The organism is Martelella mediterranea (genome assembly GCF_004342225.1).
In the GTDB taxonomy this organism is placed as follows: domain Bacteria; phylum Pseudomonadota; class Alphaproteobacteria; order Rhizobiales; family Rhizobiaceae; genus Martelella; species Martelella mediterranea_B.
The window spans coordinates 22,481-36,826 of record NZ_SMAR01000018.1; the positions used below are offsets into that span (position 1 = coordinate 22,481).

Consider the following 14,346-nt stretch of genomic DNA (forward strand, 5'->3'; position numbering starts at 1 on the left):
CCTTCTCTCTTGTTGTGGGTGTCAGGCAGCGGTCGCACGGAGGAGGTTTCGAAGCGCCTCCAGATCGATGCCTGACATTCTCAAAACTTCACGCGCTGCCGGTCTGTTGAGGCACGAGCGCAGTACGCGAAGCTGGTTTTCTGAAAGTTTCTCCGGATTTTCCAATGCGAAGGCTGCCAGTTCCTCATCCGTGCGAATGAGGTTGCGTTTAGGTTTGGCCGGCGCTGTCTTTTCCTTGTTGTCGACAACAAGATGCGGTGCGGCTTCCGGTGCGGTGAGCGGCTCCATGGGAATGACGCTGGATTCGTTGAGCAAAGCTGCCGGAACGAATTCTTCCTCGATTTCCCGACGCTTTTTGTCGACCCTGTTGAGGCGTCCCTTGAAGCGTTTCTCTTCTGCCGCACGCTGGGCCGTTAAAGGCACATAGTCGCGACGATTGCCGTGGAAGTCTGCAACACAGATCAGACGACCAGGCTGGCCTTCTTCACGGTCGATTTCACGCACCCACACCTTGGACGCATCAGCGAAGTCATAGCCGACCATGACCTCTTCGTCGTGGTAAGCCTCAAGGGCTTGGTGGAAGTACTCGTTGTTGTTCCAGAAGACCTGAGACCGGCGGGCAACGCGGATTTCATAAGGACGGAACAGGTCGTCGACCTCGTCCTCGCTGACCGCGACCGGTTCAAAGCCGTCGCGAACATGCAACTGCCAGAATTCGTCGGGCGAATAGTGCCGGTATTTTCCGGTTGTCTCGTCTCGATAACGCGGGAGCCCGTCGTGGGCCGTGGCGTTGTATTCGGCAACCGCTTCTTCGCACATAGCGTGGAAATCATCCCATGTGGGCAACAAGCGAGACGCGCCGAATTCCGTGATGTCGGATCGTGTCTGCTTGTGGGCAATTTGTGCAGCTTCCTTGTCCATCTCCTTGCCGAGATAGGTCGGTAGCTTGCGCGCCAGTCGGTTCCATGCTGTCCGGTTGAAGCGTTCGATGATGCCCTTTGCCTGGGAATTATAAGGCAATGCGTGCATCTTGGTGATCGAGAGCCGTCCCATCAGGCCGTTGACATCGGCGTCGAAGGTTTTGTTTTTGTAACCGGGGCCTCGGTCAACGTAGAAGATTGCAGGAATGCCATGACCGCAGCAGGAGTTGCGCAGCGCTTCGGTAACAGCAATGACGTTTTCCTTGAACGAAACCGCATAGCCGACACAACGGCGTGTCGCGACATCCAGAATGGACGTGATCTCTGGCTTGATCGCCCTGCGGCTGACGGGGTGTTCGATCTCCGCATCGAAAGTCTTGCCGTCAGCGGTGTAGATCGTTGTCGGAAGCAGATTCTCCGTCGAGCGCGTGATATAGGCCATACGTGACCGCAGTGTCAGAAGCCCTTCGCGACCGACATTACGCTCGATATCGTTGAGCTTGCGTTTCAGCGTATAACGAACCTGATCGATCGTCAGAGAGGTTTCAGGATTGGCCTTTTTGAAAGCAGAAAGCGCTTCTGTGGCCGTCGGTTTCGTGGGCTTGGCGTAAAAACTTAAGAATGCCCTGAATTCGTCAGAGACCGGTTCGTCTTCCTTCGTCAGGGCCGGGGCAAGGGCCGTGATGCCGCCTTTGTCCCTAACGGAAAACCAGCGCTGCACGGTTCTGGTGGAGACACGATAATCGCCGCCACACCGATCATTGGCGAGCTTCAGAGTGTTTTCGGAAAGACCGAATCCGTTGGGGTCAGAAAGCAAAGACGGACGCTCAATAAGCAGACGCTCGCGATCGTTTAACGGTTCTCCGGCATTGGCCTTTTCGAGTGCTTCTGTGCGCTCGAAATGCTCTTCCTGAGCGCGAACAAACATCAGGATGGCCTCTCTGCGCGCGGCCATGCCATTCATGGCGACATAGCGGTCGATCGCGACGAGGATTTCGCCGCGCGCTTCCATCGCGTTGCGTTGACGGAATCTGAGAGAGGTGACAGGGATCAGAGATGCGCGCTTCTGGGCGAGTTGATTATGCTGGTTCTGAACGGCAAGCTGCGTCTCTTTCGTTTCGATGCCGTGAAGCGTCGCTGACATAACGTCGGGCAGAAGCGAACGGTGATATTCACGACCGCCGCCACCTTCGCTTCCTTTTCGCATGCGGCAAAGGTTGTCTGGGAGGCCGTTCCAGCCGTATTCGGCCGCCCTGTCCCTGACCCCTCTTTCCGAATTAGGAAAGCTCTTCAAACCTCGCGCCTTTGCGATGTCGGCCAGTTCTCTGGCCGTGAACCATTCCTTGATCATGACTGAGCCTCCGCATCACGGCGGCAGCGCTCTCGCTCTCTGCGGGCAATCCCGTAGAATTCGTTCCAGGCGATATTGGCACACTGGCGTAGCTCATCACTGACAGGTCTTCCGGCACGGCGATTGCGGTCATACGTATTCAATGACTTTCTTAAGTTGCAATAGGCTGAGCGCTCATCGCAATCAGGTAACGTGCAGGAAAAGCAGGGGTGTTTGACAGTCATTTTAGCGACGTCCTTTCCTTCTGGCAGCCAGCACTTGGCGGCGCGCTTGCATTTCTTCGATGTGATCTTCGAGGAGACGCTCCTCGATCAGGTCGGCGTATTCCGCCTCGATCACGGTCAGCCCGAACTCACCGGGGACGAATCCGAGCAGGTCTTTTGCATCGGTGGCGCGGACAAGAGCGATAAAGGCATCAAGCGGAATGCGGTGACCTTCCGAACTTTCTGATGTCCATTTGTAGAGCGTGGTTGCACTGATATCCCGTCCGAGAAAGGTGCTCATCTCAGCCGCGATTTCGTCACGCCCCATGCCGTCCTCGCGCGCATCGCGCAGAGCCTGCCCGACAAGCCGGGCGATCTTGCCGTCCAGCCGTCCGCGACCGATCACGTCTTCGCTGTAGCCAACCGAGATCTTCGGTGGCTCCCACGAAAACAGATCTTTGGTGAGCGGGTCGCGGCGGCGGGCCATGATCAGATGCGCCCCCGGCGCTTCAGTGAGGCCAGTACGCGGTCCTCATTCGCCAGCACCAGCCGGTCGAACGTCTCGTCTGGCAACGCAGAGATCGTCCTGGATATGGTGAGGAACTTCTTCTCGATCGGCGCGACGGCCACACCGTTATTGAGATAGTCGAGAGCCTCCTGGACGCTCTTCGCTCCATTATCTTCCGAGAGAATAAGGTCGAGAATCTTCTTCTGCAGCGGTCCTGCCTGCGCCGACAAAAGCTTCAGTTCTGACTGCTTTTCGGCGATTGCCGTTCCGGCCAGGCGGATGCGGCTGGCCTGTGTCAGATCCTTCCAGATTTTTACAGCGATCTGGATGGCACGGGTCGATAGGCCTATTTTTTCTGCAACATCGGTAGCAAACGAAAAGATTTCGTTTGCTGATCCGTGGCGGGCGAGCGCACCAGCCGTTCCGGCTTTGGTTTCCGGATACAGTCTCTCATAGGCCTGTTTCAGTTCGTAAAGATGATGGCAGCGGTCGAGCGCGTTCAGCTCGTTGCGGCCGAGGTTCTCCATGACTTCTTCAAGTCTGGCCTCATCATCGTTGGCAGCGTCAGAAAGGCGCGCCCGGATATTGGCAAGTCCGATCAGCCTGTGCGCGTCAACGCGGTGCAGGCCGGTGACAAGACGGTAGCCGTCATCCGTTTTGCGCACTGTGATAGCATTGGTCAGGCCGGAGGTGGCGATCAACTGACCGAGTGCTCTGGACCAGTCTTTATCAAGATTGCGAGCGCGGTCATCAGGGATTTCAATCTGATCGATTGGAAGTTCAAATTCACCGATTTGCATTGTCATACGTCTTCTCCGGCGGAGCGGTAGTAAGGGTTATCTTCTTCATTTTTGGAAATGCGACGTTTCTGTTCCGCATGGGCTTTCCGCCAGATTGCAGTCGTCACCCACCAGATCAGCAGGAGAGCTGTCAGGATCATCCAAAAAGCGATACCTGGTGCGACGGGTGCAGAAAGGGCGGAAAGCAACGATCTGATCACTTTCAACTCTCAGGTTTTTTGTCGATGTATTTGGTGCCGCAAAATGGACAGTAGCTCGCAAGCATGGAAACTGCCTTGGCCTTGCCACGCCCGGTCTCAATCTGACGGGTTTGAATATGTGGGCGGACGCCATCGACATAATGGAAGATGATGTCTGTCTGAATTTCGGTATTGCGCTCTGCAAGCTTGGCTTCGATGTCTTCCAGGCAATTGCATGTCATGCTGCACCGCCTTCCGGAGCCATAAGCGCCCGCAATTGCGTGTCGACAATCTGCTCCGCGGTTTTCTGGATATCCCGGCTAAGCGCGTTTGCGGTATCCCGGATCAGCTGTTCACGCACATTTTTGAGAGAGGCAGCCACATCGGTTTCGACACTGGAATACAAAGGCGTCAGCGGAGGCAGGCGTCCTTCTTCAGTGACAAACGGGTCGGCTGATGGTGTGGGAATAGGAGGCGGAGCTTCGCCCCGTTCTTTCTCGGCCTGCCGGGGCTTATTGTTCTTTCCGGACCTGACGGCTGCGGCGGCTTCATCTGCACCACCTGGTCGTTTAACGTCACCGGCTGCAATAGCCTTCACCCACGCGTAAAACACTTCACGCGTTGGCGGCTTTTCGCCAATGCCTTCAAATTCTTTGGAAAGGCTGCGGAAGACGGCAGCGTCAGAGAAATGACCACCGGCGATATTATCATAAGCCGATTGCAGGCCCGGAATGCACCATTTTGGCAGTTTCTCGAAATAAGCGAGGGACGTCTTGGTCATGATACTGACCTCCAAAACTCGATGATCGTGGATGCAGCGCTTGCCCACTTGCAAACTGCAATGACAAAAGCGGTGATGGCGACAAAAGCGAGCAGCTCACGTGCAAGGTCGCCGATGGTTACAGCGCATTCGCTCATGCTGCCGCCCTCACGCTGCGAAAACGCAAAGCGATGGAGCGCATCAGTTCAAATTCAAACTGATTGATAAGCGCTACAATGACGGCCTGATCGGCATTCAACTTCGCGAAACTTTCCTCAATATCGAAACTTGGAACGACAGCATCAGGACCGAAACCAAACACACCGGGGCCGTATTCCGCCCCTGCATTCAGGATCGTATGCACCGCACGGCGTTGAAGAGCGCTTGGCTCAAATGCTTCCGGATTGGTGTCGACGTGTGATCCGAGGATGATTGCCTTCGCCTGATCAAGCGTCATCAGTGGCGCAGGTGTGTCAGAAAAGGACACGCGTTCTGACATAAAGGCGGTCATGCGGCCCTCCTGCTGTCAGAAACATCATCTGATTTTTGACTTTCTAACGGTCCCCATTTTCGGCTATCGTAGATGCGGGACTTCGTTTGGGGGTACCGGTCGGGCCACAGCTCTTTGGCATCCGCGCCGATGAAATCGGCAATGATCTGCTGATCGATGCTGTTTTTCTGGCGTGAGACTTTGCGGAATGAATTCGGATTGCGGCCATTGCGAAGGGCGAGCTGTTCGAGCGTCATCCCGCGCTCATGGATTTGCCAGAGGATACGTTTCCAGGTCCAGTTGGTCGGCTTACTCATACGGAACTCCTGCCTGAAAGCGGGCGGTGCAACGCCCGCTTTCTTTAGGTTGGTTTGGAACAACTGCACCCCGCTGCTATGGGGTGCTGTGAATAGGTATAATCCACGAATGGGATTTTGTAAATCTCAATCGTTGATTATCGGTGGGAAAAATTGGCGCGCGACGAGAAGATAAAAACAGATCTTGGTCAAAGACTTAGAGATATTCGTGCGCATTTCGGCGACCCGGATCGTGAGGTTTTTTGTCAACGTTTGGGAATAAGTAAGGGGTCGCTTGGAAATTATGAAAGAGGGGATCGTATTCCTGATTCTCTCGTTTTACAGGCCTATCGGCGAGAGCTAGGTGTGGATGCGAATTGGCTGCTGACCGGTGAAGGCGAACCTTTTGCCAGCACCAACCACTCGTTAAATGCGAAGCTATCTGAAGAAATTGTAGATGTTCAGTTTCAAGATTTGCGTGTGTCAGCCGGGCCAGGGTTGACGGTAATCGACGAGCGTAGTGCTGAAATGATTGGTATGAGCCGCCGGATACTAAACGAACTTGGGCTTTCACCACTCCAAACGTTAATTATGATGGTTGACGGTGATTCAATGTCACCTTCAATTACGGATGGTGCTGTCATATTCGTGAATCGCAACGAGCAATATATGCGAGAGGGCCGTGTCTATGTTTTATCTTTGGCAGGGGACTTGGTCGTAAAACGCATTCAACTCGATCTAGACGGCGGCATCACTCTTCTGTCGGATGCAGATGGACCGGCATTTCCACCACGAAGAATTGATCCGGTTGATGTTGAGCGCATAAAAGTAGTCGGCCGTGTTGTCTGCGCTATGTCGCCGATTTGAGTATTGACTATTTCGTACGACCATTCCCGATATAGAGACTATCTGAAAGGAAGATCATGAAGGTGGTAAAGGTACTGGTAGCAGCCGCTTTGTTGGCCCCGACGACCTGCTTTGCCGACGAATTGCCGACGGCTGAAGAAACCGTGGCGTTCATCCTTTATGGTATCGAGAATGGAAGCTATGTAGATGTCGGCTCCACCTCGCTTGGGACATATAGAAGTGGCATTGTATCCCAGACGAGCTCGGCCCCAGCTGAGTATTCTTTTCCCGACGACATGGGAGAGTACAGAAGCATCTCTGTGAAGCAGACTGATCCATGCGTTTTCAGCGTCAACAGCCGCGATAAGGCCGGACAGAAAGAAAGACGCAATTACGACTTCAACCATTTCGCCACGTTGGTTTTTACCAGCCGGGGTGATGGACGGATTGCATTCTCTGGAGAATGCCCAATCGTGCGAGAGGACGGCAATTGTGGAAAAAACGGAACGATCAAGGTCGACAACATAATCTTCGCGGACCGGTTGGGAAAAGCCGTCGATTTTTTGAGGCAGACCTATTGTCCGGGAGCGCCGTTTTGAGGTTTGGGGTTTCAGTTCGGAGCATACTTCGACTGCCGACCATCCATTTCGATAAGTCGCGCTCGGAATAACGAAAAATATATCTAAAACAATGCTCTATTAATGGTCGGCAGTTTTCGTTGAAGGTCGGCACAGATTGCCGACCTTGACGCCTGCGATTGAAACTACCTTTGGCGCAAAATCCGGCCTAGTCTTTTGGCGGCGATGCGTGGGGCGGATAGGAAAAGCTTCGGAAAGCCTGATTTTCAGCGACCCTAGCCGGTTTGAGGGCTTTATGCGTAAATTGAGCGGCTTCCGGCGTTTTCTGATAGCGTTTTGATCGAGAATGATCTGGTTTCCGCCATTTTCGCTACAGCTTTTGCATTTTGCTTTCCGGTGAAATCCTCCCCGTTAGCGTGTATTCGCCTTTAATTTCAGCGCTTTATCCACATCAACCCGTCACTCTCCCCGTGTGTCAAAGGTATTACCCCCCTACATATTCGGCGACCAGAAAAGGTGGTGACCATGACCCCGAATACCGATACGAACGCCAAATCCCCGATGGATGCCATACATCCCGCGCTTGCCTCTGCCCTCGCGGCGAAAGGCTACAGCGCACTCACGCCGGTTCAAATGGCGATGACGAATGAAGATCACGGTGACTCCGATCTTCTGGTCTCGGCGCAGACGGGTTCGGGAAAGACTGTCGCCTTTGGCATCGCGATCGCGCCGACGCTGCTTGGAAGTGGCGAATGTTTCGCCGCCGCCGCCGCACCGCTGGCTCTGGTGATCGCGCCGACGCGCGAACTTGCCATTCAGGTCCAAAGGGAACTCGACTGGCTCTATGCGGCTGCCAAGGTCCAGATCGCGACCTGCGTGGGCGGTATGGATATGCGCAACGAACGCCGTGCGCTTGAGCGTGGTGCCCATATCGTCGTTGGTACACCCGGGCGCCTGCGTGATCATATCATGCGGCGAGCGCTGGATCTCAGCGCCATCCGCGCCGTGGTGCTCGACGAAGCCGACGAGATGCTGGATCTCGGGTTTCGCGACGACCTGGAATTTATCCTCGGTGCAGCTCCGCAGGAGCGCCGCACATTGCTGTTTTCAGCGACCGTGCGGCGCGGTATCGCGGAGCTCGCCAGAACCGTGCAGACCAACGCGGTGCGCATCGAGACGACCGGTTCCACCGAGCAGCATGCCGATATCGAATACCAGATGATGCTCGTGCGGCGCGACGAGCGCGAACACGCCATCATCAACACGCTGCTCGATTCCGACAGCGCAAGCGCTCTGGTGTTCTGCCACACGCGTGAAGCGGTTCGCCATTTGACGGCGCGTCTCGCAAACCGCGGTTTCGCGGTGGTTTCGCTTTCGGGCGAGATGGCACAGTCGGAGCGCTCGAATGCGCTGCAATCCATGCGCGACGGGCGCTCACGTGTCTGCGTGGCGACTGATGTCGCTGCGCGCGGTATTGACCTTCCAAACCTCGACCTCGTGGTTCACGCTGACGTGCCTAGCAATCCTGAAACCCTGCTGCATCGCTCCGGCCGGACCGGCCGCGCCGGTCGGAAGGGTGTCTGCGTCCTCATCGTTCCGCAAAACAGGCGAGGTGCTGCCCAGCGCGTACTGACATTGGCGAAGCTGACGGCGACCGTGCGTGCGGCGCCCGGCATTGCCGATATCGAGGCGCGTAACCGCCGGCGCATCATCGATGCCGCCGCGTCTGCTGCTGAGCCCGACGGAGCGGAGGCTGAATTCGTGGCGGAATTGCTAAACCGGGTAGAGCCTGAACGTATCGCCGTAGCGTTCCTTCGGCAGCAATTGGCTGCCCATCCCGTTCCCGAAGAGCTGTTGCCGCTTCCTGCAGAAGCATTCGAGGATAAGAAATCCACGCGCGCCCGACGGGGCGCAGATAAACGCGCGCCGGTTCGCGAGCCGCGAGGCCCTGACATGCAGAACGGCGTATGGTTCACCATCTCGCTCGGGCGCAAGCAGCGCGCCGATCCGAAGTTTCTGCTGCCAATGATCTGCAACGCTGGCGGCGTGACAAAACGCGATGTCGGCGTGATCAGGATCGAAGATACCGAGACTCGTTTCGAGATCGCTGAGGATAAGGCAGCTGGCTATGCGGAGCAGATCAGTCAGCCCGGTAGCCTCGAGAAAGGCATCCGCATTGCACCGGCTGGTGAGGTGCGCGGAAAATCCAGGCAAGCGAAACCGAAATTCAGGCAGGATGGCAAGCCTTCCCAAAAGCACAAGGCTCCTTCGGCTGAGCGGAGTAAAACATCCAAACACAAGGGGAGCCGTAAACCGAAGCGCAACGCGTGATCGGTATGTTTTTCGATGGTAGGCTGGCGTTTGTGCCCGGCGCAAAATCCCTTGCTCAATCAGTGGTGAGCTTCGGAACCTGCAGGCGAATACAGGCGTTGTCTGTAAGGGCCGGAGAGTAGCGGGCTCGTTGTTAAAATGAGACCGGTCCGGTTTGTTTCAACGTAGGGTCTCGTCTGCAAGTGATCCGCATTTTGTCAGAAAGGCGGTCATGATATGGCCATAAGCGCGCGCTGCATTGCTGGACAGTAGAATGGAAAAGTATGATCGAGTTCATTGGCCTTTCCCCTGCCATCGTGGCGCTGGTGCTTCTGGCGTTTCTGCTTGTCGCCTTCGTCCTTGAAAAATACCCTCCGGATGTCACTGCCGTCATAGGCGCTGCCGTTTTTATTGTCCTCGGGCTGGTCCCTGCGGATGATGTGATGGGAGTCTTTTCCAGCTCCGCGCCGATCACGATTGGTGCCATGTTTGTGGTTTCGGGCGCCTTGTTGCGGACAGGCGTCCTTGATGCGCTCGCAGATTTCGTAGTGGTTCGCGCTAAATCCCATCCTGTCTTTGCGATTGTGTTTTTCATCATCATTGCAGCATTTGCATCTGCCTTCATGAACAGCACACCGGTCGTACTGGTCCTTATCCCGGTGGTTATGCGTCTTGCTGCAAGCCTGAGCATGGCGCCCACGCGATTGCTGATACCGCTTTCATATACAGCCATTCTCGGAGGGACCTGCACGTTGATCGGCACTTCCACGAACCTTCTGGTGGCAGGCGTTTCGCAACAAAACGGTCTGGAGCCGTTCTCCATATTCGAGATCGCGCCTGTCGGGATTATTTCAGCGGTCGTGGGCGGTATTTCCGTTTTCGTGCTGGGCAGGTTTCTGCTGCCGCACCGGGACAGCGACGAGAATATTGGCGATGAGGAGACGCCGTTTCTCTCCGAGGTCACCGTTCTTTCCGACTATGCTGGTATCGGCAAGCCGCTCTCCGAAATCAGCGACTTCCAGCGTTCCGGTATTCGTGTAACAGGTGTCAGGCGCGGTAGTAAGATCGAACGAAGCAACCTGCCTGAACATGTTTTGAAGCAGGGGGATTCGGTGATCCTTATCGCGCCGACATCCGAACTTCTGACTTTCGAAGAACAGGCCGGCCTGCAGGTTGGTTTGCGTCGCTCTGTTTTTCTGGAACCGGATGCAGAAGTGAGGGTGGCCGAGGTTATTGTTTCCCCATCGCGCAGAAGCTCCGGCACGAGGATTGCGAATCTGGCACTTGGCAGACGCACGGGCATGCGTGTTCTTGGGGCTTACCGCGCCAGTCGTGTGGCGGGGCCTGATCTGCCTAATGTACAACTGCGTCCTGCTGATAAGCTACTTCTGGAAGGCACGTCTGAGGGTTTCAGTGACCTCTCGCGAGTTGGCGATGTTGTTTCCGTTACGGAACCCGGCGGACGCGCTTTTCGTCGACGCCAGGCCCCGATTGCGGTTTTGACCTTGGTTGGTATTGTCACCCTTGCCGCTTTCAATGTATTGCCAATCGGAATCCTCGCGCTTTTGGGCATTTCGGTCATCCTTGCGCTTCGCTGCATCGACAGCGACGAAGCATGGAAGAGCATTGATGGGTCTATCCTCGTTCTGATCTTTGCAATGCTGATCATCGGCGCCGGTCTGGAGAACAGCGGAGCCGTGGAGCTCGTCGTGGATATGCTGAAGCCATGGCTGGAGACGCTTTCACCGGTGCTGATGCTGCTGGCAGTCTATCTTGCGGGGTCTGTTCTGACGGAGATCGTCACCAACAATGCCGTCGCTGTCGTATACACGCCCGTCGTTATCTCGCTCGCCACGCAACTCGGTCTTGATCCCCGGCCGTTTGTCGTTGCTGTTATGTTTTCGGCCGGTGCAAGCTTTGCGACCCCAATCGGTTATCAGACCAACACGCTCGTTTATGGTGCTGGCAACTACCGGTTCAGCGATTTCCTCAGAATGGGCGTTCCGATGAACATCATTGTCGGTCTGACGTCCGTCTTCGCGATAAGCCTTTTCTTCCCGATGTGAGTGGTACGGCAATTTGGATGGCGCTGCTTAAAGTCGGAAGCTGTTCGTTCCAGGCTTTGAGGCACGTCCAGACAACCGGGAGGTTGGAAAGTGATCGCTTGGCTATCGTCTGCAAGGTAGTATCTTGTGCTGGGTGCGTGCATCTTCTGCCATTGGTAAAGCGTCGATGGCGAGCGTATTTCGAAGTTAGCCCTTAACGATGGCTTTTATCTCGTCTACACGGTCTGTCTCGTTTCACGAAAAGGAAGGTGTTGGTTTGACTTCGTTCTTTGAGCTTCTCGCCGTTTCCCTTTTCCTGTGGCTCGCATTGTCAAATTCGGGGATGAAGAAACGCCTCAAGAGCTTGGAAGACGACCAGCGGAAAAATCGCGAGCGGCTGGAACTGCTGGAGCACTGGAAGAATGGGGCAGGGGCTGTCGCATCAGATGGTGTGGAGAGCCCTGTCGAAACGTCTGTCACCGAAGTGAAAACGAGCCAGGGTGAAGATACCGCGCTGGTCGATGATACGAAGCCGGAAAATGTCGGACCGGCTGAAACCGAAAAAACATCATCCGTGACGAGCGGTCCCCCACGCGCTTTTGTCTTCACCGGAACACTCTTTCAGCAGCTCGGTCAGTGGCTCCGTCAGAACTGGACGATAGCACTCGCCGCACTTTCGTTGGCACTGGGCGGTGTTTTCATGGTTCAGTATGGCGTCGAGAACGGTCTTCTTACTCCATTCTGGCGCGTTGCTGGCGCGCTGCTGCTGGGCGCGCTGCTTGTTTGTGCAGGCGAAGTGATCCGCCGTCGCTATGGCGATGAAAAAAGCGACGCGACTCGCTATCTGCCTTCTGCCTTTGCCGGGGCTGGCCTCATTACGCTTTTTTCAGCAGTGCTGGCCGCCCGTCTCCTTTACGGCCTTGTTTCAGCCGAAACGACACTGGCCGGGCTGGTTGTTGTCAGCATTCTGGCTGTGGCGCTCGGTTGGCTTTACGGCTCTGTGCTCAGCGCTGTCGGCATTATCGGCGCCACGGCCGCACCCTTTCTCGTGGGTGGAGAATCGGAAAGCAGCTGGCTGTTTTCTTACTATTTTGCGCTCATTTCGATTATCGGCCTTGCCGTCGACAGCGTTAAGCGCTGGGCATGGGTTTCGGCCGTGGTCCTGATCGTGACGGCGTTTGCAGCAACTATGCTTTACGCCGCGACGGGTGGCCTGATCCATTACGCTGCCTACCTTGCCTTGTCCTGGTTGGCTGCGAGCATTATTCCGGTGCAGAATTTTGTCCCCTCACATAAAGGCCAGACCGTGCTGGCGACCCTTTCGGGGAGCAGGCCACGAGCTGATTTCCCGACCCGCGTCGTTGCGGCAATGACACTTTTTGTCAGCGTGGCCTTTGTAATCCTTTCTATTGATGCACAGACCGTAACTGAAGCGAACATCGCTGTTGTATCGATTGCCCTGATTCTTGGCGCGACGCTGATATGGATGCACCGGGCAGAAGCGCTGGCGGATATACCGATTGTACCAGCCGCCGCATTTCTGGCTGTGCCTGTCGTGCAGGCCTTTGAGCCTGGACCGCTTTTCAGCCCTTTCACCGGCATGTCGCTGTCGCAGGCCGAACCGGTTTCTCACACTGCAGCGTCGACCTTTGTTACATATGTTCTGATCCTGTCAGTGGTGGCCTCTCTCATGGCTTTCTGGCGAATGTACCGGGTTGCCGACAATGCGCGCGCACAGCTCGGTTTTGCCCTGGGGGCTGCGGTATTTGCGCCGACAATGGCATTCATTTTGCAGTTTCTCTGGTCTCCGGCAGACGTTTTCGGGGATCGTGTCTGGAGTCTTTATATTCTTGCTATCTCGGCGGTCATGGCGTTTCTGACTGACCGGGTGTTGCGGGATGATAGGCGATCCGGACGCCAGCTGCATGCGGCACTTTTTTCCATAGCTGCGCTCTCGATGCTGGCGCTGGCGCTGTTTGTTCTGCTGACGCAAACGGCCCTTACTCTGGCGCTTGGCGTTATTGTCGTTCTGACGATCTGGCTCGACAGGCGTTTTGATCTTGCCCTGATCGGCATCTTCACAAAGTTGGCTCTCGCGATTATCGCTTTCCGGCTGGTGGCCAATCCCGGCTTCTTCTGGGCCATGCGCGAGAACACATCATGGCTTGCCTTTCTGGAAGCCTACCTTGGCACGCTGATCCTGCTTTACGCTGGTTGACGTCTGACCGTGCTGCGTGCACGTCAAACTGTACAGGTTGCCATCGAAACCACGACATGGACGATCGCCTCTGTCTTCGTTTGTGCGCTGCTGCAACGACTTGTGCCGGATGAGCCGGGCTTGCTGGCTGCCGTGCTGTCCATCGCGATGCTCGCCCAGCTCAATCGTTTGCAAACCACGGGCAAGTGGTTGCGGTTCCTGCGCGGGAGTTTGGCGGTTGTTTTCGGTCTTGTGGCTTCCGCTCTGATTGCCGTTCCATTGACGATTTCGAATCCGTTGCTGTTCCGCTACAACACGGTGACGGGACCGTTGGTGTTCGACAGCCTGGCCCTCAGCTATCTGCCGCTTTCGGCCGTACTGGCTTTCGGCGCCTGGAAGGTTACTCATCTCGCGAAATGGCTACGGATCGGCTTCGCCGGTATCTCGGGCCTGCTCGCTGGTTTTTATGTTGTTTGCGAGATCCGCCGGTTCTGGCGTGGCCCTGATCTCTCGGTTGGTGGTGTCACCCAGCCCGAGCTCTACAGCTACACAATTGCGCTTGTGGTCCTCTGCGCCAGTTTACTGGTGGTCAGCCTCTATTTGCGCTCGCATGTCTTGCGCAAGCTTGCCATGGCCGCGACTGGCCTCACGATCGCAAAGGTCTTTCTCTTTGATATTTCAGGTCTGGAAGGGTTGCTGCGTGTTGTCTCTTTCATTGGTCTTGGGCTGGCTCTGGCGGGCCTCGGCCTGCTCGACCGCAGCATGAGCCGTCGCTGGAGCGGGATATCTGACCGGCCTGCGGACAATGGCGGCGGTGAAGGTTAAAGGATGGCGCGCTGAAAGTTTTTAGCGCGCGCCACTCT

15 protein-coding genes are annotated in these 14,346 nt (G+C 55.8%); 6 read left to right on the forward strand and 9 right to left on the reverse strand.

The genetic code is table 11. The features are described from left to right. Positions 1 to 21: 21 nt before the first annotated feature. The 9 genes from EDC90_RS12280 to EDC90_RS12320 all read right to left on the reverse strand — a co-directional run bounded on the left by EDC90_RS12280 (position 22) and on the right by EDC90_RS12320 (position 5,528). Positions 22 to 2,271 carry a Mu transposase C-terminal domain-containing protein gene (locus tag EDC90_RS12280; protein ID WP_132311997.1) on the reverse strand — a complete coding sequence of 750 codons (2,250 nt, stop codon included), beginning with the start codon at positions 2,269 to 2,271 and terminating at the stop codon, positions 22 to 24. Further along, positions 2,268 to 2,495, reverse strand: a complete 228-nt coding sequence (locus EDC90_RS12285; RefSeq protein WP_132311999.1) for a hypothetical protein — start codon at positions 2,493 to 2,495, stop codon at positions 2,268 to 2,270. Before EDC90_RS12285 ends, EDC90_RS12280 begins: the two co-directional genes overlap by 4 nt. 1 nt (position 2,496) lies before the next feature. Then, positions 2,497 to 2,961: a hypothetical protein gene (locus tag EDC90_RS12290; protein WP_165972827.1), complete on the reverse strand. Its 465-nt coding sequence runs from the start codon at positions 2,959 to 2,961 to the stop codon at positions 2,497 to 2,499. A 2-nt stretch (positions 2,962 to 2,963) separates the two neighbouring features. Further along, positions 2,964 to 3,788, reverse strand: a complete 825-nt coding sequence (locus EDC90_RS12295; protein ID WP_132312003.1) for a ParB/RepB/Spo0J family partition protein — start codon at positions 3,786 to 3,788, stop codon at positions 2,964 to 2,966. Then, entirely contained in the window at positions 3,785 to 3,982 is a 198-nt protein-coding gene (locus EDC90_RS12300; protein WP_132312005.1) for a hypothetical protein, read from the reverse strand. Before EDC90_RS12300 ends, EDC90_RS12295 begins: the two co-directional genes overlap by 4 nt. A 2-nt stretch (positions 3,983 to 3,984) precedes the next feature. After that, complete coding sequence (locus EDC90_RS12305) at positions 3,985 to 4,203, reverse strand: hypothetical protein (protein WP_132311851.1); 219 nt, start codon at positions 4,201 to 4,203, stop codon at positions 3,985 to 3,987. Then, entirely contained in the window at positions 4,200 to 4,742 is a 543-nt protein-coding gene (locus EDC90_RS12310; protein ID WP_132312007.1) for a hypothetical protein, read from the reverse strand. The genes EDC90_RS12305 and EDC90_RS12310 overlap by 4 nt, the downstream gene beginning before the upstream one ends. 133 nt (positions 4,743 to 4,875) lie before the next feature. Next, positions 4,876 to 5,232, reverse strand: coding sequence for a hypothetical protein (locus tag EDC90_RS12315; protein WP_132312009.1), 357 nt, complete (start codon positions 5,230 to 5,232; stop codon positions 4,876 to 4,878). Then, positions 5,229 to 5,528, reverse strand: coding sequence for a helix-turn-helix domain-containing protein (locus EDC90_RS12320; RefSeq protein ID WP_132312011.1), 300 nt, complete (start codon positions 5,526 to 5,528; stop codon positions 5,229 to 5,231). The genes EDC90_RS12315 and EDC90_RS12320 overlap by 4 nt, the downstream gene beginning before the upstream one ends. 153 nt (positions 5,529 to 5,681) lie before the next feature. Here EDC90_RS12320 and EDC90_RS12325 point away from each other — a divergent pair, with 153 nt between their 5' ends. The 6 genes from EDC90_RS12325 (at position 5,682) to EDC90_RS21550 (ending at position 14,308) form a co-directional block, all read left to right on the forward strand. Continuing rightward, positions 5,682 to 6,374: an XRE family transcriptional regulator gene (locus EDC90_RS12325; RefSeq protein WP_132312013.1), complete on the forward strand. Its 693-nt coding sequence runs from the start codon at positions 5,682 to 5,684 to the stop codon at positions 6,372 to 6,374. Positions 6,375 to 6,430: 56 nt separating this feature from the next. Further along, positions 6,431 to 6,952 (forward strand): hypothetical protein, encoded by a 522-nt coding sequence (locus EDC90_RS12330; protein WP_132312015.1) that lies wholly within the window; start codon positions 6,431 to 6,433, stop codon positions 6,950 to 6,952. A gap of 504 nt (positions 6,953 to 7,456) precedes the next feature. Continuing rightward, on the forward strand, positions 7,457 to 9,262 hold the full coding sequence (locus EDC90_RS12335) for a DEAD/DEAH box helicase (RefSeq protein ID WP_132312018.1): 1,806 nt from the start codon (positions 7,457 to 7,459) through the stop codon (positions 9,260 to 9,262). 263 nt (positions 9,263 to 9,525) lie between these two features. Then, entirely contained in the window at positions 9,526 to 11,307 is a 1,782-nt protein-coding gene (locus EDC90_RS12340; protein WP_132312020.1) for an SLC13 family permease, read from the forward strand. A gap of 256 nt (positions 11,308 to 11,563) precedes the next feature. Next, complete coding sequence (locus EDC90_RS21220; protein ID WP_165972829.1) at positions 11,564 to 13,504, forward strand: DUF2339 domain-containing protein; 1,941 nt, start codon at positions 11,564 to 11,566, stop codon at positions 13,502 to 13,504. Positions 13,505 to 13,513: 9 nt separating this feature from the next. Next, positions 13,514 to 14,308: a DUF2339 domain-containing protein gene (locus EDC90_RS21550; protein WP_165972830.1), complete on the forward strand. Its 795-nt coding sequence runs from the start codon at positions 13,514 to 13,516 to the stop codon at positions 14,306 to 14,308. Positions 14,309 to 14,346: the final 38 nt, after the last annotated feature.

Bases quoted from the DNA above. Each gene is read 5' to 3' on its own strand.
- EDC90_RS12280 (WP_132311997.1), bottom strand. From the start codon at position 2,271: ATGATCAAGGAATGGTTCACGGCCAGAGAACTGGCCGACATCGCAAAG.
- EDC90_RS12285 (WP_132311999.1), bottom strand. From the start codon at position 2,495: ATGACTGTCAAACACCCCTGCTTTTCCTGCACGTTACCTGATTGCGAT.
- EDC90_RS12290 (WP_165972827.1), bottom strand. From the start codon at position 2,961: ATGGCCCGCCGCCGCGACCCGCTCACCAAAGATCTGTTTTCGTGGGAG.
- EDC90_RS12295 (WP_132312003.1), bottom strand. From the start codon at position 3,788: ATGACAATGCAAATCGGTGAATTTGAACTTCCAATCGATCAGATTGAA.
- EDC90_RS12305 (WP_132311851.1), bottom strand. From the start codon at position 4,203: ATGACATGCAATTGCCTGGAAGACATCGAAGCCAAGCTTGCAGAGCGC.
- EDC90_RS12310 (WP_132312007.1), bottom strand. From the start codon at position 4,742: ATGACCAAGACGTCCCTCGCTTATTTCGAGAAACTGCCAAAATGGTGC.
- EDC90_RS12315 (WP_132312009.1), bottom strand. From the start codon at position 5,232: ATGACCGCCTTTATGTCAGAACGCGTGTCCTTTTCTGACACACCTGCG.
- EDC90_RS12320 (WP_132312011.1), bottom strand. From the start codon at position 5,528: ATGAGTAAGCCGACCAACTGGACCTGGAAACGTATCCTCTGGCAAATC.
- EDC90_RS12330 (WP_132312015.1), top strand. From the start codon at position 6,431: ATGAAGGTGGTAAAGGTACTGGTAGCAGCCGCTTTGTTGGCCCCGACG.
- EDC90_RS12335 (WP_132312018.1), top strand. From the start codon at position 7,457: ATGACCCCGAATACCGATACGAACGCCAAATCCCCGATGGATGCCATA.
- EDC90_RS12340 (WP_132312020.1), top strand. From the start codon at position 9,526: ATGATCGAGTTCATTGGCCTTTCCCCTGCCATCGTGGCGCTGGTGCTT.